Annotated in this window: 20 protein-coding genes and 1 riboswitch; of the genes, 14 read left to right on the top strand and 6 right to left on the bottom strand. The window is 47.3% G+C overall.

The genetic code is table 11. The annotated features are described in order from the left end of the window. Nucleotides 1-18: 18 nt before the first annotated feature. Nucleotides 19-525, bottom strand: a complete 507-nt coding sequence (locus AXG56_RS16735; protein WP_062515569.1) for a hypothetical protein — start codon at nt 523-525, stop codon at nt 19-21. Nucleotides 526-982: 457 nt separating this feature from the next. Here AXG56_RS16735 and AXG56_RS16730 point away from each other — a divergent pair, with 457 nt between their 5' ends. The 4 genes from AXG56_RS16730 (at nt 983) to AXG56_RS16715 (ending at nt 4,917) form a co-directional block, all read left to right on the top strand. After that, nucleotides 983-2,446 carry a CDP-glycerol glycerophosphotransferase family protein gene (locus AXG56_RS16730; protein WP_062515567.1) on the top strand — a complete coding sequence of 488 codons (1,464 nt, stop codon included), beginning with the start codon at nt 983-985 and terminating at the stop codon, nt 2,444-2,446. Next, on the top strand, nt 2,439-3,839 hold the full coding sequence (locus AXG56_RS16725) for a hypothetical protein (RefSeq protein ID WP_062515565.1): 1,401 nt from the start codon (nt 2,439-2,441) through the stop codon (nt 3,837-3,839). The genes AXG56_RS16730 and AXG56_RS16725 overlap by 8 nt, the downstream gene beginning before the upstream one ends. A gap of 102 nt (nt 3,840-3,941) precedes the next feature. Further along, nucleotides 3,942-4,532 carry a bifunctional 2-polyprenyl-6-hydroxyphenol methylase/3-demethylubiquinol 3-O-methyltransferase UbiG gene (locus AXG56_RS16720; RefSeq protein ID WP_026578766.1) on the top strand — a complete coding sequence of 197 codons (591 nt, stop codon included), beginning with the start codon at nt 3,942-3,944 and terminating at the stop codon, nt 4,530-4,532. Nucleotides 4,533-4,632: 100 nt separating this feature from the next. Further along, a complete protein-coding gene (locus AXG56_RS16715) occupies nt 4,633-4,917 on the top strand; it encodes a hypothetical protein (RefSeq protein WP_152413366.1) in 285 nt (94 codons plus the stop codon). A gap of 47 nt (nt 4,918-4,964) precedes the next feature. On the opposite strand, the gene AXG56_RS16710 is transcribed toward AXG56_RS16715, so the two are convergent. The 3 genes from AXG56_RS16710 to AXG56_RS16700 all read right to left on the bottom strand — a co-directional run bounded on the left by AXG56_RS16710 (nt 4,965) and on the right by AXG56_RS16700 (nt 7,395). Then, nucleotides 4,965-5,432: an N-acetyltransferase gene (locus AXG56_RS16710; RefSeq protein WP_062515563.1), complete on the bottom strand. Its 468-nt coding sequence runs from the start codon at nt 5,430-5,432 to the stop codon at nt 4,965-4,967. An 86-nt stretch (nt 5,433-5,518) separates the two neighbouring features. Continuing rightward, nucleotides 5,519-6,811, bottom strand: a complete 1,293-nt coding sequence (locus AXG56_RS16705) for a nucleobase:cation symporter-2 family protein (protein WP_008636428.1) — start codon at nt 6,809-6,811, stop codon at nt 5,519-5,521. Next, on the bottom strand, nt 6,808-7,395 hold the full coding sequence (locus tag AXG56_RS16700) for a xanthine phosphoribosyltransferase (protein ID WP_062515561.1): 588 nt from the start codon (nt 7,393-7,395) through the stop codon (nt 6,808-6,810). Before AXG56_RS16700 ends, AXG56_RS16705 begins: the two co-directional genes overlap by 4 nt. Nucleotides 7,396-7,515: 120 nt before the next feature. Then, nucleotides 7,516-7,617, bottom strand: a riboswitch (purine riboswitch). A 289-nt stretch (nt 7,618-7,906) separates the two neighbouring features. On the opposite strand from AXG56_RS16700, the gene AXG56_RS16695 reads away from it, so the two are divergent. From AXG56_RS16695 to AXG56_RS16685, 3 genes are all read left to right on the top strand, one after another. Continuing rightward, a complete protein-coding gene (locus tag AXG56_RS16695; RefSeq protein ID WP_062515559.1) occupies nt 7,907-9,304 on the top strand; it encodes a hypothetical protein in 1,398 nt (465 codons plus the stop codon). 125 nt (nt 9,305-9,429) lie between these two features. Then, nucleotides 9,430-9,882 carry a DUF6376 family protein gene (locus tag AXG56_RS16690; protein WP_008636432.1) on the top strand — a complete coding sequence of 151 codons (453 nt, stop codon included), beginning with the start codon at nt 9,430-9,432 and terminating at the stop codon, nt 9,880-9,882. A gap of 422 nt (nt 9,883-10,304) precedes the next feature. Further along, nucleotides 10,305-11,036, top strand: coding sequence for a ZIP family metal transporter (locus AXG56_RS16685; RefSeq protein ID WP_026578761.1), 732 nt, complete (start codon nt 10,305-10,307; stop codon nt 11,034-11,036). A gap of 1 nt (nt 11,037) precedes the next feature. Here AXG56_RS16685 and AXG56_RS16680 read toward each other — a convergent pair whose 3' ends face one another. Then, nucleotides 11,038-11,718 carry an alpha/beta fold hydrolase gene (locus AXG56_RS16680; protein WP_062515557.1) on the bottom strand — a complete coding sequence of 227 codons (681 nt, stop codon included), beginning with the start codon at nt 11,716-11,718 and terminating at the stop codon, nt 11,038-11,040. A 119-nt stretch (nt 11,719-11,837) separates the two neighbouring features. Between AXG56_RS16680 and AXG56_RS16675 the strand changes: the two genes are divergently transcribed. The 5 genes from AXG56_RS16675 (at nt 11,838) to AXG56_RS16655 (ending at nt 16,817) form a co-directional block, all read left to right on the top strand. Next, complete coding sequence (locus tag AXG56_RS16675; protein WP_008636440.1) at nt 11,838-12,209, top strand: VOC family protein; 372 nt, start codon at nt 11,838-11,840, stop codon at nt 12,207-12,209. Nucleotides 12,210-12,346: 137 nt separating this feature from the next. Beyond that, nucleotides 12,347-14,368 carry a penicillin-binding transpeptidase domain-containing protein gene (locus AXG56_RS16670; protein ID WP_062515555.1) on the top strand — a complete coding sequence of 674 codons (2,022 nt, stop codon included), beginning with the start codon at nt 12,347-12,349 and terminating at the stop codon, nt 14,366-14,368. Nucleotides 14,369-14,443: 75 nt separating this feature from the next. Beyond that, complete coding sequence (locus AXG56_RS16665) at nt 14,444-14,956, top strand: GrpB family protein (protein WP_062515553.1); 513 nt, start codon at nt 14,444-14,446, stop codon at nt 14,954-14,956. Nucleotides 14,957-15,186: 230 nt separating this feature from the next. Further along, the gene (locus AXG56_RS16660; RefSeq protein ID WP_008640429.1) at nt 15,187-15,612 is read left to right on the top strand and encodes a DUF1641 domain-containing protein; all 426 of its coding nucleotides are present in this window, start codon (nt 15,187-15,189) and stop codon (nt 15,610-15,612) included. 23 nt (nt 15,613-15,635) lie between these two features. Then, the gene (locus AXG56_RS16655) at nt 15,636-16,817 is read left to right on the top strand and encodes an NAD(P)/FAD-dependent oxidoreductase (protein ID WP_008640430.1); all 1,182 of its coding nucleotides are present in this window, start codon (nt 15,636-15,638) and stop codon (nt 16,815-16,817) included. Between the two features lie 365 nt (nt 16,818-17,182). Here the strand turns inward: AXG56_RS16655 and AXG56_RS16650 are convergent, their stop codons facing one another. Beyond that, nucleotides 17,183-18,577 (bottom strand): L-cystine transporter, encoded by a 1,395-nt coding sequence (locus AXG56_RS16650; protein WP_026578758.1) that lies wholly within the window; start codon nt 18,575-18,577, stop codon nt 17,183-17,185. Between the two features lie 236 nt (nt 18,578-18,813). On the opposite strand from AXG56_RS16650, the gene AXG56_RS16645 reads away from it, so the two are divergent. Together AXG56_RS16645 and AXG56_RS16640 are read left to right on the top strand one after the other, a co-directional pair. Next, entirely contained in the window at nt 18,814-19,797 is a 984-nt protein-coding gene (locus AXG56_RS16645; protein ID WP_062515550.1) for a ring-cleaving dioxygenase, read from the top strand. 87 nt (nt 19,798-19,884) lie between these two features. Next, entirely contained in the window at nt 19,885-21,123 is a 1,239-nt protein-coding gene (locus AXG56_RS16640) for a surface carbohydrate biosynthesis protein (protein WP_062515548.1), read from the top strand. Nucleotides 21,124-21,203: the final 80 nt, after the last annotated feature.

The raw sequence follows: 21,203 nt of genomic DNA, 5'->3' as shown, positions 1-21,203 counted from the left end.
TGCAAAGGGCTGGTTTTTTTATTTCAGCGAGTGACGCTGGATATTCGGAGCTTCTTCCTCGAATTCGTTTTGGAACGGAAGGTTTTCTTCGTTCTTCTGGAATTCGGGAGGCGCTTGTGTTCCGGTTGATTTATAACGAATGTGGAATTCCTCCTGGAACTCCGGGACATCTTTCGGTTTGGCAGTAGGCAGCCTCATGCCTGTAATCCACATTTCGAATTTGTAAATACCACGGTCGAGAATGACGCATAACTCTTCGAGAGACTGGGTCAGTTCATTCAAACAGTCCAGCCCGTTTCTTAAAATAATTCCCCGTTCTTTCGCCTTTTCGATCGAATGCTCCAGGCGGTAAGGTTCGCCTTGGTATGCAAATTCGATAAAACAGCTGTTGCGGTCCCAGTTAAAGTGATAGTCGTCAATCTTCAGACGTTTCATGACTTTCTCAAGTTTTTTCTCACATATATTTTGTTCCTTGTGCGGCATCCATTTGAATAGAACGTTCTTAAATACTGGATTTTTGAACATACTAGTCACCTTCCTTTTAGTATAAGCCTGAACCTGTGAAGCGTGAACTGTACTATTATGTATAGTTCTACAAAAGGTGGAGAACCCCTCCCTGATATCCCTTTTAATTGCAAAAAATCCCAGAATACATCAGACATCCATCGAGGCTTACTACCATTTTAATCCCTTTGACGGCAGAAAGGGAATGGGCGCAGGGAACTATTAGGTGCAGGGAATTACTCTTTTTCTATTGCAGGGGCTGAGCTATTTTGTCTATTAAAAACGCTTCCTGTCGAAGGTGACGTTCCTATTGTGGAAAAGGAAGCCGGAAAGAAACAGGAAGAGTGCGTCCGTGTTACTTTCCGCTCATTTTTAATAGATATCCGTTCGTAGGATAGGTAGATAACTTCACATGATTGATAGAGTCTTCATATATATAGTTAGGAGTAATCTCACTAAAAAAGAAAGGAGTGTGGACATGAACGACGCCTCAAGAAATTACTGGTCCTTATATGCAGAGTTTTTATCTGCTTTCCAGTCGATCAGGTATAAAGGGTTTTCTATTCCTTACCTGTGCCATTTCAGGAGTTTGAACCATGAGAATACGTATATATGGGAGAATCTACCGAATGCAGCCTTCCGTAAACATTTATCCAAGGATGTGAAGGATAGAAAGGCTCTGCAGGCACTGTTCGATCAATACAAACAGTCCCATGTGAAAAAGAAAAAGAGTAAACTGTTCCCAAGGATGAGGGCTCCAAAGGGTAAAATTGTGTTGTACAATGCGGCCAATCTCCTTCGCTTCCCGAAAGAGACGATGGAGCGGCATTTCCGCCCTGACCAGACCGTACTGCTTCAGGATTTTCCTGCAAAGAAGAAGCCGAAAATCGTTAAAGGGATTCCGGTCCAAGGTGTACCGTCCAACTATTTGAGTTCCTATCGTGCCCCTGTAGAAGCAAGCGTCCAGGTGCTGCAGAAGCAGGCGGATAAAATCATTCAAACATACTCTGGTCATCCTATGTTTAACCACTCATCGTTTCGAGTGAACTTCCACAAACAATTGGCAGGGATTGTCCAGAGAATCGAAGAGGCTAATCGTTTCTTTCGAAAAAACCCTGTATCCTGTATCGTTTTTGCATCCACCCATTATTATCAGAGCAGGACGATAGCTATGGTAGCGGCAGAAGCGGGTATCCCGACGGTTTGCATGCAGCATGGAATTATCGGGGATGAAATAGGGTACATGCCCCAAATTGCTGACGTGGAAGGAGTGTACGGACATTTTGAATCGGAATGGTTTCAGAAGATCGGTGTAAAGAAGACGGCTGTTGAAATCATTGGTCATCCGCGGTTTGATAACCTCTTCCGCCGTTCGTCCCTAATGAAATCAGAGCTTGTCAATCAGCTGAAAATAAATCCGGGTAAAAAAACGATTCTTGTCATTGTAAGAGAAGATAAACAAGTCGATAAGTGGAAGACGCTGGTCCAGAACTTAAGTAAAGAAGGAAACTATAATATCATCATCAAAGACTTCCTCTATCGGGGCACACCTCATCCGCTCACGAAACTTTCTCCTCATATCTATTCATCCGCAGCGATTCCATTATATGATTTAATCCACCACAGCGACGTCGTCTTAACCTATTTATCAACCGTAGGTCTGGAAGCGATGATCGCGGATAAACCAGTGTTCGTCCTATCCACTACTTTTCCGACCTATACAGGTTATTTTGACAGACTGGTCCCGTTAGTAGATCCGCGTCCTATGAAAGTAGCCCGTATGGTAGGGAAATACTTCAGCGATGATCGATGGAAGCAGCAGGTGAAAGAAACACGGCAGGCGTTTCTGAATCATGCGTACCCAACGGCCAAGCCGTCCGGTACCAGACTGATGGATCTCCTGCGGCGTCTCTCGAAACAAGGAGGGGTTCCGTTTGAATGATTATGAAAGAGACTATTGGAGTTCGTATTTTGATTTTCTTGATAAATTTAAAGGGTTGAAGTTTATGGGTATTCCTGCTGCGCTTGTGCTCCCTTATTATGTGCTGATCATGGATCGCGGGCTGCATAAGTTAGGAACCCCGGCTACAGCGGGAAGGTGGTCTGTCCCATTAGCGAAGGAAGAAGATCTGCAGTCACGTTTTGAACAAGTACTGAGGCCGTATAAGAAAAGAAATATGAAAAGAAAAGGGAAAATCGTTTTTTATGATGCGGTATTAAGAATTCCCCAATACCTCTTACGGTCTTCCTTCCCTCCGGCCGAGACATTGATTCTCCGTCAGAAGCAGTCGGTCAATCCCTATACAGCTTATAAGACGAAGTACTTCTATTCGCTTCAGCAGGTGGATAAGGAAACGAAGAAATCGTTCATCAAAGAATGGAATAGTACGATGGATCAGTATATCGACCATCCGATCTATGGAAATGTCCACTTCCGGAAGAAGGCTCGGATGCTGCTGCCTTCTGCGCTTATGCAGATCGCGGCAGCTGCCAAGTTCTTTGAAACGACAGAAGTTTCCTGTCTGATCGTCGGTACGACAAACAGCAGCGACAGCCGCAGTCTCGTACTTGCTGCCTCGCAGCGGGGCATTCCTACTATCTGTCTGCAGCATGGTATTCCTATGCTGGAGTTCGGTTATCTTCCTAAAGTGGCCACGTTCCAGGCCGTTTATGGGGAAAGAGACAAGCGATGGTATGAGAGCCGGGGGGTTCCGTCCGTTACTCTGCGGATGATCGGCCACCCGCGTATGGATGATATTTATAAGAGGAAAGGGATGAGCAGAGAAGCCTTCTGTCATCGATTATCGTTGAATAAAAAGAGGAAGACTATCCTTTTGGTGCTTCATCATGAAGAGATGGAGATGGTGGATTCCATTCTTTCTGAGCTGCAAAAGAATGCGGTGTGCAACATAGTAGTCAAGCGACGAAACGGCAGACAACGCCAATCGGAGGCAACGCTTGCACTTGCCAAGAAATATAAAAAACTCACTTATGTCGATGATCTGCCTTTGCATGACGTTCTCCGTCATGTGGATGCGGTGATCAGTTATGACTCTACGATCGTTCTTGAGGCGATGCTTGCTGGAAAGGTTGTCCTGCTTTGGTCGCTGAACAGCCTGTCCCGCAGTTCTACCAATTATTACGATTCATTGGAATACTATCGATTTGAGAAGCCGGAAGAGCTCGTTGAAGCCCTCTGTCTTTTACTTGAGGACGGGTCGTATAAACAGGGGTATCATGCTGTAAGGGAAAAGACGATTGCATCCCTTTACCAGAACCGCAGTGGAACCTCTACAAAGGTTCTGGCAGAGCTTGTTCGATCTTTAATTCTGTAACGAACGATAAAAAGATAGAGTATCTTAGTCATCTACCAATACGCTTTTCCATAACTTTCATAGAATAACGTATGCTTGAAAATAGAAGGGGGGATAAAGAGAATGGAAGAAGAGAAAAAAACGATGGAAGAGCTTCATGACCACTGGAAGAGCAGCAGTACACCAGATTTGTATGCTCCGAGAGTAGAGAGAAGTGAGTTCCTGACCAAATATATCCGCAAATGCATCGTCCGAAATGGACAAATTCTGGAGGTCGGCTGCAACGTCGGTCGAAACTTGAACTATTTAAGAGAGCAGGGCTACCAGAACCTGAGTGGAATTGAGATCAGCGAGGAAGCGGTAATGGCGATGAAGGAGACGTTTCCGGAATTAGCCGAAGCGGCGCACATCATGAATGCACCCGTGGAACAAATCATCAAACGCCTGCCGTCCAATTCCTATGATCTCGTGTTTTCCATGGCCGTACTCCTTCATATACACCCGGACAGCGACTGGGTTTTCGAAGAGATGGCAAGGATATCCCGGGATTACATCATCACGGTCGAGGCAGAACAAGCATCAGGTTGGCACATTTTCCCTCGTAATTACAAAGCTATCTTTGAAGATCTCGGTTTTAAACAAGTGACGGAAAGCAATGCAAAAGCTGCCGGATTGAAGGCGTATACGCTTCGGGTCTTTAAAAAATTGAAATAACAGCAGAAAGCGACTCTTGTTGGGATATTCCCAGGAAGAGTTTTTCTGATTGAAGGAAGGGAATAAAAGGAACATTCTGCTTAAGTCTGGAGAGGATATCATGATAGAGAAGTCTGCCGGTGTCTTCTTGTTCGCAGCTTTGGTTCTGTTTCTATGGGGATGGATCACGGGGGATGCCCTCATCTTCTTCCCTTTTCTCTGTCTTTTCGCCGCTGTGTTCTTATTCACCGTCTATGCTGTAAGGATTAATAAAGAGACCGCCATTCGCTGCCGGGTCGGCTGGCACAGTTTCGTTCATATCGGTTGGGATGAGCAAATGGCGTCGGGAGCAATCTATGAATGCAGGAGGTGCGGGAAGAGGAAGAAGGTGATGAGGGCCTTTTGACAAAAAAAACAGGTAAGGTCGGGACCTGTGCCTGACCTTACCTGTTATCAGGGATTTTGTATAGTTGCGGCTTCGTCCAGGGGAAGACTGTAGTGGAAGAAATCAGCTTCCTTGCTGTACCCTTTTTTCTCGTACAGCTTTTGCGCCGTATAATTATCAAAAGCAGTCGACAGGCTGAGGCTGACGGCTCTGGTATCTTTGGCAAAGTCTTTGGCTTTGTTCAACAGAAGTTCTCCGATGCCTTTGCCGCGGGCTGCTGGTATGACATACAAATCATTCAATATCCAAGCGTTCCTCATGGAAATGGAAGAATGGGTCGGATAGAGCTGGGTGAAGCCGACGTAGTTATCCTTTTCTTTTACGAGAAAGATGACAGAGTCCTTCCGCGTCATTCGTTGTTCTATGTAGGCTTTCGCTCCTTCTAAATCCGGATCTTGCTTGTAGAATTGGCGGTATTGATCGAATAAAACAGCGGCTGCTTCCACTTCTTCGATGGTAGCCTGGTGGATGTTCATGGTCATCTCTCCCTGGTTGTTTTTTAAATAAGTATATACATTCTATGGAAATAAACAAGGGGAGCATTTACGCTCCCCTTGTTTATTCAAGCTCCTCGTTCGCTTAGTACCGTAACCTTCTTAGAGGCTTTGGAAGGGAGCATATGGAATAGGATATTCAAAACGATTGCTGTCACGCTTCCAGCGACGATGCCGTTGCTCGTGAGGATTTGAAAGCTTTGAGGGAGCTTGGCGAACAGCTCGGGCACGACCGTTACGCCGAGCCCCATTCCTACAGAACAGGCGACGATCATGGAATTCTCGTGTGATTCCGCGATGACGGCGCTGAGCATCTTGATTCCCTGTGCAATGACCATGCCGAACATCGCAACCATCGCGCCCCCTAACACAGGTTCCGGGATGATTGTGGTCAGGGCTGCAATTTTAGGAATGAATCCGAGGGTGATGAGCATGGCGCCTGTGACGAAAATGACTTTCCGTGATTTTACGCCTGTCATGTGCATCAACCCGACGTTCTGGGAGAAAGCCGTATAAGGAAAGGCGTTGAACACTCCTCCAAGCAGAATGGCGATCCCTTCTGCTCGATAGCCGTTGGCTAAATCCTTCTCTTCGATCTTTTTTTTCGTCAAGTCACTCAAAGCGAAATAGACACCCGTCGATTCAACGAGAGACACCATGGCAACGAGGATCATCGTCAGGATGGCAGACCAATGGAAGGTGGGCGTACCGAAATAGAAGGGCTCGACCATATGGAAATAGGAAGCTTCCATGACGGAAGTGACATCGACTTTCCCCATGAAGGATGCTGCCGCGGTGCCGGCGATGATGCCGATCAGAATAGCGACAGATCTGGTGAAGCCTGTCGTGAAACGGTATAAGAGCACGATGAATAAGAGCGTACCGAAAGAAAGGGCAATATTTGAAACGGATCCGAAGTCGCTTGCTCCTTCGCCGCCTCCCATGTTGTTGATAGCAACAGGGATCAGGGTAATCCCGATGATCGTAACGACCGTACCCGTGACGACAGGAGGGAAGAAGCGGACCAATTTACTGAAAAACCAGCTGATGAGGATGACGAACAAACCGGATACTAGAATTGCCCCGTATATCGCAGATACCCCGTATTCGCCGCCGATGGCGATCATCGGCCCGACGGCTGTGAACGTACATCCGAGAACGACCGGGAGACCAATCCCGAAGAAGCGGTTCCTCAGTACCTGGAGGATCGTCGCCACGCCGCACATAAGGATGTCTATGGCGACCAGGTAAGTGAGCTGCTCGGAATTCAGACCGAGAGAAGCACCGACGATCAGTGGGACGAGAATGGCTCCCGCATACATAGCAAGGAGGTGTTGGACAGCCAGTGCACCTGTTTTCATACGGACGCCTCCTCTTCAGCGAAGCGTACTTCTCCATTCTCAAGGGAAGATAGAATGGCTAACGACTCCACCCGGATGCCTTTGTCCAAAAGCCGCTTCCTGCCGTCTTGGAATCCCTTCTCTATGACAATTCCGACACCTGCAAGCGCTGCCCCGGCTTGTTCAACAATATCAACAAGCCCGAGTGCTGCCTGTCCATTGGCGAGGAAATCATCCAGTATGAGGACGGTATCTTCGGCAGTCAGGTAGTCTTTCGAAACAGATATCTCATTCGTCTGCTGTTTCGTGAACGAATAGACTTCGGCAGAATAGAGATGGTCATTCAGCGTCAGGGATTTCCGCTTCCTTGCGAATATGGCGGGTACTCCAAGGCTGAGTCCGGTCATTTGGGCCGGTGCGATGCCGGAGGATTCCAGCGTCAGGATTTTGGTAATGCCGGCCTGTTGGAATCGTTCGGCGAAGCCTTCACCGATTTCCTTCATCAACTGTGGATCGATCTGATGATTGAGAAAGGAATCGACCTTGATCACCGTGTCGGAAAGGACGCGGCCTTCTTTTTTTATCTTTTCTTCTAGTAGATGCATAGAATGGATCACTCCTTATGGAAAGTAAAAAATGCGCAGCAGCTTCATTCCCTGACTATGAAGGGAGCAAAGCTGCTGCGCATGTAACGTAGAGAACGACCATGACAAACACGATCATCCATCTTATTTTCTTCCTTTCATAGTCGGTTCATTTACGGTGAACCGGTAGAAACTCGCAGGCCGTATCCCTGCTATTATATGAAATCGTTTATTCAGTTAATATCCACAGTATAGCACGCGAAAACTGGAAGACAATACCGAATTCGTCATTTTGTACAACTGGATGAATAGAGGGAATATTCAGTCTGTAATAAAGGAGGAAAATCAAAGAAATGTATGTGTCAACCAAACATTCATCTCAAGCTCCTTCGTCATTAAATTTTTCTCCCTTCTGCACCATAGTCACACAACTATACAGAATCAGCATCCCGGCATAAGATAGTTAAGGACTCATAAATGGTAGGGACCTATGGCTGCACGGGTCCTTCAGAAAGGAGGTTCTTTGACTACCATGAATCAATTCGAACGAAGGTATTGGTCATCCTATTGTGATTTCATTAATGACTTTAAAGCATTGAATTACCTTGGGATTTCCCTGCCTCTCGTCATGCCATATTATGTCCTTATTCATGAAAATGCCATCCATAAATTGAAAGGCGGAGGAGCGGAGAAAATACTTCGCACAAAAATCGTCAAAGAAAAAAGCATTCAGGCTCATTTTGAAAAACATCTGGCCCCTTACCGGAAGAAAGTAGTGAAGAGGAAAGGGAGGGTCGTCTTCTATGACAATGTCCTTCGCATCCCTTCTTCGTTGATCGCTGAACAATTCAAGCCTGGTAAAGCTCTCCTGCTCATGCATCGGCCGTCCCAGGTAAAATCATCTATTCCGTCTATTGCATTAAGCAAATATGAAACGATTCCTAAGAAGATGATAGATAATTTCAAAAAGAAAGCAAATCGTATTCTTCTCTCCAAACGATCGCATCTGATTTACGGGAATAAACATTTCAAGAAACGATTTCTGAGACAGATTCCGGTCGTCATGAAGCAGATCTTCGCTGCCAATAAGTTTTTCGCGAGCTACCCGGCTTCCTGTCTCGTGCTTGGTACGACGAACAGCAGTGACACGAGGATACTGGCATTGACAGCTGCAAGTAAAGGGATTCCCTCCATTTGTCTTCAGCACGGCATTCCACTGCTTGAATTCGGCTACCTCCCGCGTGCCGCTACCTATCTCGGTGTGTACGGGACGAAAGATGTAGCCTGGTACACCAGTAAAGGTGTCCCTCCGGCAGTCATCAAAGTGGTCGGCCATCCTAGGTTCGACGAAATGGTGAAGAGAAAACCGATGTCTCCCAAAGTCTTTCAGGCGAAGTTCAAACTTGTACCGACTAAAAAGACCATTCTGCTGGTTCTGCATCATCAGGAGACGGAAATTCCACAAATCATCATTGATAAGCTCTTGAAAACAGGGAAATACAACATTCTGATCAAGCCGAGGAACGGCAAACAGAGTAGAACGTCCCAAACGCTTGCCCTCCAGCAAAAATATAAAACGGTCAAGTTCGCAAATGGTGTGCACTTATATGATCTGCTGCAAAATGTGGATGCGGTCGTCAGTTACGAATCGACGATCGTGATGGAAGCACTGCTTGCTGGTAAACCAGCATTCATTTGGAAGTTGAAAGCATTAGCGTCGAGCACTACGAATTACTACAGCGACCTGAGCGAATACATTTTTCAGGATCCGAATCTCTTGATTGGGAAGATGATGGCCGTTCTTGATGGAAAGGTCGGTCCGGAGGCTTGGAATAAGAAGAAGGATGCTTTTATCCAGAAGCATTATCCTGTCGCACCACCGCTGTCGATTACGAAACTGAAAGCTTTGATCACCCAAATCACACTATGAATACCGGAAATTTCTGCTTCCTGGCAACCGCCAGGGAGTCTATTGATAATAGCAGGAAGGCCCTCGGATGGAGGGTCTATTTTTATGGGGTTCGTGCTATACTAAAAGAAAAAAGTAGGGATGACATGAAGAAATTATCGGCAGCTTTAGTAGGAGCAATCGGCGTGCTCGGCGGTTGTTCGATGCTGGAGGGAGTGAATAATTCCCTGTCGTACGTCAATGAAGCGACGGAATATGCCAATGAAGCCAGTTCTTTTGCACAAGAAGCACCGTCTCTTGCGGAACAGGCAGTTCAAGATCCGGATGCCGCTGGTGAGCTGGAGACAAAGCTGGAAGAAATGAAGGCGGATATAGAAGAATTCAATGAGCTGGATGCGCCTTCTGTTGCGGAAGATCTGCATCAACAGGTCGTTTCACAGAATGACAAGGCATTGGAGGGCATCCAAGTTTACTTGGATAACGTGGAGAACGGAACACTCGACCCGTCCGTCATTGAAAACACAGAACTGTTTCAGACAATGAGTGAGCTGTCGCAGATCGTTGATCAAATCGAAGAAATTCAGCAGCTGGGTGAATGACGATGAGGCTTCCTTACAGGGAGCCTTTTTTCAACTTGTAGAAGAAGTACTTTTCAGAGGGAGAAATCGGGCTCCGGGGAATAGAGCGCTGTTCGTGGGGTGGCCGGCGAGCCTGCTCATCGCTGCGCTCTTCCGGGGTCTCACCTGTGCCACTATTCCCACAGGAGTCTGCTTTATTCCCCTCCACCCTTTGTTATACATGTCTATCTTTCGTTTCATTCCTGTATTCTATAGTTATCGATGGTTGCTTTGAAATTTTCATGAGAGGAAGGTTTTTCTCCCTTTGATCCCTTTCTCGGAGTTTCTAGACAGTCTGCGAAAAAGGCTCCCTTAAAGGGGGCTTTTTTGTGTGAAAGAAAAGAGCTTCTATCCGGACATGCTGTTACGTATAGTGGAAGCAGGACGAATGTGGGGGGAGCGGCATGGATTGGAATATCGGAGTTATGTTGATATCTGCTTTCGCAACGGCGGCCGGGGCACTGCCGGTTCTTGCCATCAGGCAGATTTCCCACAGGGGTATGGATACAATTCTTGCTTACACAGCTGGGGTCATGGTAGCTGCTTCTACATACGGACTGATCCCGGCATCGCTTAAACTGACGAATTTATATGTCCTCTGTTTCGGAGTCCTGCTGGGGGCGCTTCTATTAAATGCCTTGGAATACGTCCTTCCCCACATCGATGCAGACCATGAAAGGCATGGGCGGATGCTTCCGTTTCAGGGGATGATGCTGGTCGTTGCCATGACGCTTCATAATATTCCGGAGGGACTGTCAGTCGGAGCCAGCCTTGCCAGTGATGTCGACAATCTCGGGCTTGTGGTCGCTTTGTCGATGGCTTTACAGAACGCTCCGGAAGGTTTTCTTGTCGCGCTCTTTCTTATGAATCAGGAAGTGTCCAAGCTGCGGGCATTTTTATTTGCGACACTTACCGGCTGTATTGAGTTCTTTGCGGGCGTCTTCGGTTTCTTCGCCGTTGGTGCAGCGCTATGGATCGTTCCATACGGGCTCGCGTTCGCCGCCGGTGCCATGTTGTTCATCGTATATAAAGAATTAATTCCGGAAACACACGGTCATGGATACGAGCGCCTGGCGACCTTTTCCTTTCTTATTGGACTGTTAAGTATGATCGGCCTTGTCGAATGGTTTCGCTAGTCTACAAGCCTTGCAGGAAGGACGATGCCAATTTACTGCATGCTTCCGGTTGGTCCATATTTGCAGTATGGCCGGCGTTCGGAAGCAGACCGATCTGGATGGCAGCGTTACGTGCTTTCATATGTATGGCAGCTTCCCGTTCGTGCTTCTCTGTGCTTCCGTTTAATACGAGCGTCGGAACGGTTAATTGCTCGATTGCTTCATCATCTAATGCAGGGTAGTGGAAGGTCATCCCGTGAAGTACGTTTCTCAATGTGGATTTCCACCTGTCCCCATGCAGGGCTTTGAACTGGTCGGCGAGGCTTCTCTCGTGTTCTTCGATGTGAAGGAAGTAGTCATATTGCTTGTTCATCACCTCTGTCAGCGACTCGGGGACCCTGGGAGTGTAGCCTGTCAGGATGATTCCTTCTACATACTGTGGAAGTTTGATCGCGGTATGAACAGCAAGCGAAGCTCCGAGGGACAATCCCCATAGGAAGCCCTTTCCTTCTTCCTGTATCCGTTCTATTACCCATTGGAGGGCTGACGGGAAGTATGGATCACCGGCATCTGTTGAGCAGGATCCATGTCCTGGTAAATCGAGGGGAACAAGTTCAAACTCTTCTTTTAAATGAATAAGCTGGCTTTGGAAGTGCGTTTCTGCTGTCCCCATGAACCCGTGCAGGAAATATAGTCGTTTCATTCGGTTCCTCCTCCTTCATCCATTCCATTATTTAGTATAGCAAATATCTAAAAGGGATTTAGTATGGATATATGGAATGTAAAAAGGGTAGACGTAAGAGAAAGAAGGAGTGTTTGGAAATGTATGAAGGGATTCATCATGTATCTATATTAATAACGGATCTGGATAGGGCGAAACATTTTTACGGGGAAGTATTGGGATTTCAAGAAAGTAAGGAACGCCCGGACTTCGGCTTCCCCGGTGCCTGGTATCAATTAGGAGAGACCCAAATCCATTTGATTCAGCACGAGGCAGGACAAGCGAGGAGAGATACGACGGAAATTGACTCCCGCGATGCCCACTTTGCTGTACGTGTACATAATGTGGAAGCATTCATAGAGAAGATGGAAGCGAATGATGTGGCCATGCTGAATAAGCCGCACAACAAAACAGAGTGGCATCAAGTGTTTATCTCCGACCCCGACGGCAATCTTATTGAATTCAATCGATAAACAGAAAGCACGTGGACCAGGAAAAAGGGCCGCGTGCTCTTTTACGAGCTGGATTCTTTTTGATACAGAATATTTTGATATACTATGTAAGAGATACTAGAGTTTTGTCAGAAGATGACAGAAGAAGGGGAGAGTTTATGAGGAGTTGGAAGCTATGGGCTGCAGTCCTGGTGTTTTTAAGCCTTGTTGCCTGCAGTCAGCAGCCGAAGCCTGAAGATACGTTCACGGCCTATATGGATGCCTGGGAAAACGGAGAGTACGACAAAATGTACGGATTGTTAAGTGAAAGTTCCCAGGGTTTGATGACAGAAGAAGAATTTGTGGATCGCTATGAAACCATCTATGACGGAATCTCCATGGAGGACTTGGCGGTTACATATGATCTGCCCGAGGAGTCGGAAGACAATGGAGAGGGAGAGGAACCTTCCTTCGATTTTGGAGTGAAGATGGGATCGATCGGTGGAGAGATTGATTTCACTCATGCAGCAAATCTCGTGTTTGAAGAAGGCGAAGAAGAACGCTGGGCAATCGATTGGGACTCTTCCATGATCTTTCCTGGAATGAAGGAAGGCTATACGGTCTATGCCGATTCGCTTTCTTCCGAGCGTGGGGAAATATTTGATGCGGATGGTCAGGGACTTGCCGTTAATGGAGAAGTCCAACGCGTCGGTTTGGTACCGGAGCAGATCGAAGAAGGACAGGAAGAAGCATTGAAGGAAGGGCTTTCGGAAGAGCTTGGCATGACGGTCGAGGCGATTGACGCGAAACTCGATCAGTCCTGGGTCGAGCCTAGTTCCTTCGTGCCGATTGGAGCAGTTGCAGCGGATGACGAAGCGAAAATCGAGGCGTTGAAAAAACTTCCGAAAGGGTTCATATTCAAGGCAGAAGGAGCAAGAGTCTATCCACTGAAAGAAGCTGCCGCTCATTTGACGGGGTACGTAGGAGCGATTACCGCGGAGCAGCTGGAGGATAGAAAAGGCGAAGGGTACTCCAGTACGAGCAGGATCGGTCAGGCAGGACTGGAAGCTGTTTTCGAAGATCGACTGCGCGGGACACCGGGAGGAAAGGTCGCCATCAGAGACGAGAAAGGCAACGAAGAAGAGGTATTGGCTGAAACAGAGCCGGTAGCTGGAGAAGATGTTACGTTGACCATCTCATCCGATGTCCAGAAGAATGTCTATAACCAAATGAAGGATGACTCCGGCTCCGCTTCTGCCGTCAACCCTACGACAGGGGAAGTGCTGGCAATGGTCAGCGCACCTGCCTATGACCCCAACCAATTCATACTCGGCATGGGGGCTGAAGAGCGTCAGAAGCTTCAGGAGGCACCGGGAAGTCCATTGCTGAACAAGTTCACGCGGACCTATTCACCAGGATCTACGTTCAAACCAATTACCGCAGCAATCGGTCTTGAAACGGGAGCCATTGATCCGGCAGAAGAGCTTTCCATTTCTGATCGCACATACACACAGGACGGCTGGGGAGGATACTCTGTCACCCGGGTTCCTGGAGCTGCCGTCGATACACAAGTGAATCTGCGTGATGCACTCGTCCGCTCCGACAATATTTATTTTGCTCGGTCCATCCTGGAAATCGGAGGCGAAGCGTTCCTTAAAGGGGCAGAACCGTTCGGCTTCGGAGAAGATATTCCTTTCCCTTATCCAGTCGAGTCCTCTCAGATTCTGAATGCTGATGCATTCAAGGAGCAGGAGCCGCTGCTTGCCGATACCGGCTATGGGCAGGGGCAGGTTCAGATGAGCACGCTGCATCTGGCGATGACCTACACGCCGTTTATAACGGACGGTACGCTTCTGAAACCGACGTTGATAAAAGACGAAGGAGCAGGAGAACCGTGGCATGAGAACGTGCTATCGGAAGAGACGGCAGCAACCATTAAAGAAGACCTGCGTGCGGTTGTCGCTGATGAAGAAGGGACTGCCCATAAACCTGTGACAGAGGGCTTGTCGCTTGCCGGTAAGACAGGTACAGCCGAGTTGAAACAGTCACTGGAAGATGAGAATGGTCAAGAAAACGGTTGGTTTGTCGCTTGGGATACGGAATCCCGGGATCTCCTCGTTTCGATGATGATCGAGGATGTTGATAAAGGAAGTGCGGAAGTCGTTCCCAAAGTGAAAAAAGTATTCGAGCAGTCCTCTTAAAAGCAGTTACGTCCGCATGTGGTTATCCATATGCGGGCTTTTTTGCGGAACATATTAAAAAAGGGGGGAAAGACGTTGAAAGTGCGTCTGACCGATTATCAGAAAGAGTGGCAAACAAGATTTGAGGCAGAGGCCCGGCTGTTAACGCGGATATTCGGTAAAGAGATCATCTCCATCGAGCATTTCGGGAGTACCGCCGTTCCTGGCATGAAAGCTAAACCGGTCATCGATATGATGGGGCTTGTACGCAGGATAGAAACGGTCGATGGCTATGCATCGTTGTTGGAAGCAGAGGGATATGAAGCAGCAGGGGAATGGGGGATTGAAGGAAGAAGGCTGTTCCGGAAGGGCGGCCATCAGCGAACCCATCACCTTCATTTCTACCAGCAGGATAATTCCCAGATTGACAGACATTTAATTCTAAGAGATTACCTGCTTCAACACCCGGAGGAAGTGGAGGCGTACAGCCGGTTCAAGGAAAAACTGGCTGCCATTCATGAAAGCACGAGCGGATACAGTCCCGCAAAAAAGAAATACGTTGCGCAATTGGAAAGAAGGGCGCTTGCATGGAGGCGTGACAGGGAATAGAAGTACAAGGAGAACCGGTGCAGCCGTACAGAAAAGAACTAAAAAGTAAAAAAAATACATTTATAACATTTTGTTAACCCAGCATTCTAACATAAAATGACTTATTTTGCTTGTATGTGTTGTAATTCACATAATTATATTTTACTCTATTATAGTCGGAGAAAATATTTTACGAGATATAAATTATCTAATTATAAATTAGCTATATGCTAAAAAAAGGAGAAGTGGATATGTCAGAATTGACTAGAGAACAAGGCGAACAGAAAGCCGTCACTCAAGATGAACGTGAACTGTTGGATCAACTTTCCAATCCAGAGGTCCAGGAATCTTTGACCACTTTGGTGAAAGAACTTCCTAAGCTTACAGAATTGGTAACGATCCTTTCAGCTTCTTATGACACGGTGCAGTCTTTTGCGACAGATGAAGTGTTGAAAGAAGATACGGCAGGATTCCTTTCTGAAATCGTAGAACCTGTGAAAACTTCTGTGAAAGATGTAGCTGCTACAGCCATCGAAGCGAAGGATCAGGCAGAGAAGAGCAACGAAGTCATCGGACTATTCGGTCTTCTTAAGATGCTGAAGGATCCACAGGCTCAGAAGCTTTTCCGTTTCGTTAATGCGTACTTGAAAGTTTCAGCAGAACGTAACCACAAATAAATTCTGGAAATGGGGGAACCAACATGTCAAAAAACATAGTCATTCTAGGCGGCGGATACGGCGGATTGCTGGCTGCTCAAAATGTCCGCAAATATATGAGTGAATCAGAAGCGTCCATCACGCTGATCAACAAATTCTCTACTCACCAAATCATTACGGAACTGCACCGTCTTGCAGCGGGTAACATCTCTGAAAAAGCAGCAGCTCTTCCACTTGAGAAACTGCTTAAAGATAAGTCTGTTGATATCAAGATCGCTACAGTAGAGTCCTTCTCTGTAGATAACAAGCAAATCAAACTGGATGATGGCTCCGAGCTTACTTACGATGCACTTGTTGTAGCACTTGGAAGTAAGACAGCTTACTTCGGTATTCCTGGTCTGGAAGAGAACAGCATGGTATTGAAGTCTGCGGAAGAAGCCAACCGTATTCGTAACCACGTAGAAGATCGTATTCGTACGTATGCGCAAACGAAGGACGAAGCTGATGCAACGATCCTTATCGGCGGCGGCGGACTTACAGGTGTCGAGCTTGTTGGTGAACTTGCTGACGAAACTCCGAAACTTGCCCGTAAATACGGTGTGAACCCGTCTGACATCAAGCTTAAGCTTGTTGAAGCTATGCCTAAGATCCTTCCGATGCTTCCGGACAACTTGATCCAGCGTGCAACGGAAAGCCTTGAGAAGCGCGGCGTGGAATTCCTGACGAACCTTCCTGTCACGAACGTAGAAGGAAACGTTGTCGAATTGAAAGATGGTCAGAAGATCGTTACAAACACATTCGTATGGACTGGTGGAGTCCAAGGGAATCCGCTTGTCGGAGAATCAGGCTTGGAAGTCAACCGCGGCCGTGCAACGGTCAACAACTACCTTCAGTCTACTTCTCACGAAGACGTATTCGTTGCCGGAGACAGCGCTGTTTACTTCAAACCGGGTGAGGAGCGTCCTCAACCGCCAACTGCCCAAATCGCTTGGCAGATGGGTGAGCTGATCGGCTACAACCTATACGCTTACTTGAACAAGAAAGACTTCGAAGAGTTCAGCCCTGTTAACTCAGGTACGCTTGCAAGTCTTGGCCGTAAAGATGCGGTAGCTTCTGTAGGTGGCAACGCAACACCACTGAAAGGACTTCCTGCTTCTGTTATGAAAGAAGCGAGTAACGTCCGCTATCTTTCCCACATCAAAGGTCTTTTCGGACTTGCTTATTAAGAAATAAGGAAAGTATAAAAACCGCAGTGCTTGTATGCACTGCGGTTTTATTTTAAGGGTGGAGGAGAGATCGGGCTCCGGGGAATGGGACGCTTTCCACGGGGCGGCCGGTGAGCCCTTCGAAGTCTGCCCATTTCCCACCACCCTCTACCGAAATGGACCTCCTTTACTTAGTTACAGGTAAGGTGAGTTTACACTTGAGGAAGAAAAGGTCGTATTGAATTCCATATAGATTCTTAAACGCTTAAGTTTGTAGACAACTAGAGACCCGCAGGGCTTGTATGCACGGCGGTTTTATTTTTGAGTGTTATTGTGTAAATAGAAAAGAAGCACGGTTCCTTATAGGGGACCGTGCTTCTTTGGTGTTAGACTGCAATATCTTTTTCAACGGCGTTCTTATCGTTAAACCGTTCGGTGTTCAGTTTTTTCAATACGCGGGAAGTAAGGGTCCCTGACGTCATGGATCCATTGACGTTAAGTGCTGTACGTCCCATGTCGATCAGCGGCTCCACGGAAATCAATAGTCCGGCAAGCGCGACCGGCAGGTTCATGGAAGAAAGGACAATCAAGGCTGCAAATGTTGCCCCGCCGCCGACACCTGCGACACCGAAGGAGCTAATGGCGACAATCAGTACCAGCTGGATCAGGAATCCGGGGCTGAGTGGATCGATACCGACGCTCGGTGCGATCATGACAGCGAGCATGGCCGGATAAATCCCTGCACAGCCGTTCTGGCCGATCGTGGCACCGAAGGAAGCAGACATATTGGCGACTCCTTCATCTACACCGAGGCTGTTCTTCTGGGCAGAGATGTTAAGCGGAATCGTTCCGGCACTGGAGCGGGAAGTAAAGGCGAACCCGAGTACAGGGATGACTTTCTTCAAATAGGTCATCGGATTTAATCCGAATGCTCCGATCAAGATCAGGTGGATAACAAACATGACACCTAATGCAACGTAAGAAGCTAACACGAATTTACCTAATTCCAATATTCCGGCGACGTCCGTCTGTGCAACGGTCGTTGCCATAAGACCGAGAATACCAATCGGCGTCAGACGAAGGACGAGGGTAACGATACGCATGACCACTGCGTAGACAGCGTTGATCCCTTTAATAAAGATTGCTGCCTGTTCCGGCTGTTTCCGACGGACGCCGAGGACGGCGATCCCGACGATAGCAGAGAAGATAACCACTGCAATCGTAGATGTTGCACGGTCTCCCGTCATATCAAGGAACGGGTTCGCAGGAAGGAATTCCAAAATTTTCTGCGGCGTGCTCAAGTCAGCAACTTCTGTTAGCGTGTCTTCTAAGTAAAGACCGCGATCCTGTTCGGCTTGACCGGCTTCGATTTCGCCTGCATCCAGACCGAAGAGTAGAGAGCTTCCGATACCGACGAGTGCTGCGACTGCTGTCGTACCTACAAGGATCCCGATGATCCACAAGGAAATCTTGCCGAGTTCCGAAGATTTTTCCAAGTTAATGATCGATTGGATGATCGAAACCATAACGAGTGGGATGACGATCATCATTAAGAGGCGGACATACCCGCGCCCTGCGATGTTATACCAATCAGATGTTTGGGAAACGACGTTGGAATCAGCTCCGAAGACGAGCTGCAGATACACGCCGAGCAGTACTCCTAATCCTAAACCTGTAAACACGCGTTTACTGAACGATACGTGTTTTTGCTGCATACGGATAAGTACGAAAATAAAACCTAATAAAATGGCAATATTCAATAGAAGAAAAAATGTATCCATATTTTTGACCTCCTTTTACTTTTTAAAACCTTTAATCCTTATCAACTTTGTCAGGATTTAAACTTACAGGATGAACCAGTCCTTGTCAACCATGTATTCAGCATATCTGTATAAAAAGATATGTTACGGTAAATCAGGGTATGAAAGACGTTTGATTGACAAGAGAGGCCACATGTAATATATTTATCTTGAAACTGAGATAAATAAGGGCGTTTTACTATACAGGAGGGAATGAAATGAACGAATTAAAAGGGATTCACCACGTAACTGCGATCACGAGTAGTGCAGAAAAGAATTATGAGTTCTTCACGTACGTACTTGGTATGCGTCTTGTGAAGAAAACGGTGAACCAGGACGATATTGAGACGTATCATTTGTTCTTTGCCGACGATGAAGGGAATCCCGGAACGGATATGACCTTCTTTGACTTTCCGGGCATACCGAAAGGAACACATGGAACGAATGAAATAGCGAGGACTTCCTTCCGTGTGCCTGATGATGAGGCGCTGGAATACTGGGTGAAACGATTCGATCGTCTGGATGTGAAACACAGCGGCATTAAAGAGAGATTCGGGCGCAGGGTGCTCCCGTTCGTAGATTTCGATGATCAGTCGTATGAGCTTGTGTCCGACGAGAAGGATAACGGCGTCGCTCCGGGGCAGCCTTGGAAGAAAGGACCGATTCCACTGGAATATGCCATCCGCGGCCTTGGCCCTCTGCACGTGCGGGTAGATAATGTTACCTATTTCAAAGAAATGCTGGAGAAGGTACTGCTGTTCCGCGAAGTCGATCAAGAAGGAGCGTTCCACTTGTTTGAAGTGGGAGAGGGTGGGAACGGTGCTGCCGTGATCGTTGAGTACAATACGATTCTCCCTCCGGCGAGACAAGGCTTCGGTACGGTTCACCATGCCGCTTTTCGTGTCGAGGACAGAGAGGCGCTGCAGGAATGGATCGACCGTCTGCCGAAGTTCGGATTCCGCACCTCCGGATTTGTGGACCGCCATTACTTCGGATCGCTGTACGCTAATGTTGCACCACAGATTCTGTTTGAATTCGCGACGGACGGTCCTGGGTTCATGGGGGACGAGCCGTATGAAACGCTTGGCGAGAAGCTTTCTCTGCCACCGAAGCTGGAGCCGAAGCGGGAAGAAATAGAAAATTATGTCCGACCGATCGATACGGTCCGCAGTACCAAGGTATTGGAAAAAGAACAGGAATAAGAAGATATCCCTGATGCATCCCGCATCAGGGATATTTTTATTCCCAATCTCATACGGTTGGAGTAAACGGTCGGGGAGGGAAGGCATGTGGTACGCACACATTGGTTGTATCTGCCTGTAGAAATGAAAGCCCGGGAACTGCACGCCAAGCTTCTATTAGGCTATCATGCCTTGAAGGAAGGGTACTCCGTGCTGATCGGTGAACATAGAAAAGTGGAAGAAGCGTCCATGCAGCTTCCGCCGGGCGTTTTTCTTGCAAAAGGATGTACTCCGGGTTACCGGAAGAAAGTGTTGACTTCTGCAAAGGCCAATGGTCACGGTGTTATGGAACTGGATGAAGAAGGTTTGATTTTCTCTGATGCTTCCAGGTATATAAGGCAGCGGATGAGTGCCGGGCAGTTGAAAAACCTTGATTATATCTGCTGTTGGGGTCCGTATCAAAAACATACCATTGAACGGGCTTATCCGAATCTTTCTGTTCCCTGCACCATCACGGGCAATCCCCGCTTCGATCTTCTTAGTCCGGGATATCGGGGTATTTATCAGGAAGAGGCTGATTTGCTGAAGAAGACACACGGAAACTATCTATTAATAAACACTAGATTCCCCTTATATAACGGAAATAAAGGAATAAAAGAAGGAGATCTCTCGGCGGAGACTGCCTATATGAAGGACTTATTTCATGCCTTTGTTTCCTTGGTCAGGCAGATGAGCAAAGAATGCAGCGACCGAACGGTTATTGTCCGACCTCACCCTGGAGAGAACAGCACGACATATGAGCGGCTTTTCAACCATCTGCCCAACGTGCGAGTCATCAGTGATGGTAATGTGATTCATTGGCTGCTCGGAGCGGAGGCTGTTATTCATAATGGATGTACGACGGGAATAGAGGCTTTCCTGCTCGACAAATTGGTGCTGGCATATGTTCCTTTTTCTTCCCCATTCGATGTTGACTTCCCGAATGATATCAGTACGCGTACAGCAACGATCAAAGAGCTGCAGAAGTGTCTGGATGAGAAACCACCTCCTTCGAAAGAAGCAGAACGAATCTTTTCCCGGTATTACGGGCTGACGAAAGGGGATGTATCCTGGCCGTATGTGCTCGATATCATAAAGCGTATATCTCCTCCCAAGGCTGCAGTGCCTAATATACGCCGTCTTCGCTTCGTGCCGGATAACCGAGAGAAAATACGGCATGTTTTTCCTTCATTGACGAAGCGTGAGCTGGATGCGTTTCTTTACAAAATCAGTTTTCAGGAAGGTGATCCGATTCCTGGAAAGACACAGATGCTTGCCGACCGCCTCTTTCTTCTGTCACCATCCTGAAGTTGAAAGCGTTGAACCTCAAGGGTTGAGCGCTTTTTCTAATTCTTTGGTAGGCTGCAATCTATTATTTTCACCGAGTC

This window comes from Halobacillus sp. KGW1, assembly GCF_001592845.1.
Lineage (GTDB): Bacteria > Bacillota > Bacilli > Bacillales > Halobacillaceae > Halobacillus.
This window is presented reverse-complemented; position numbering and strand designations above follow the sequence as displayed.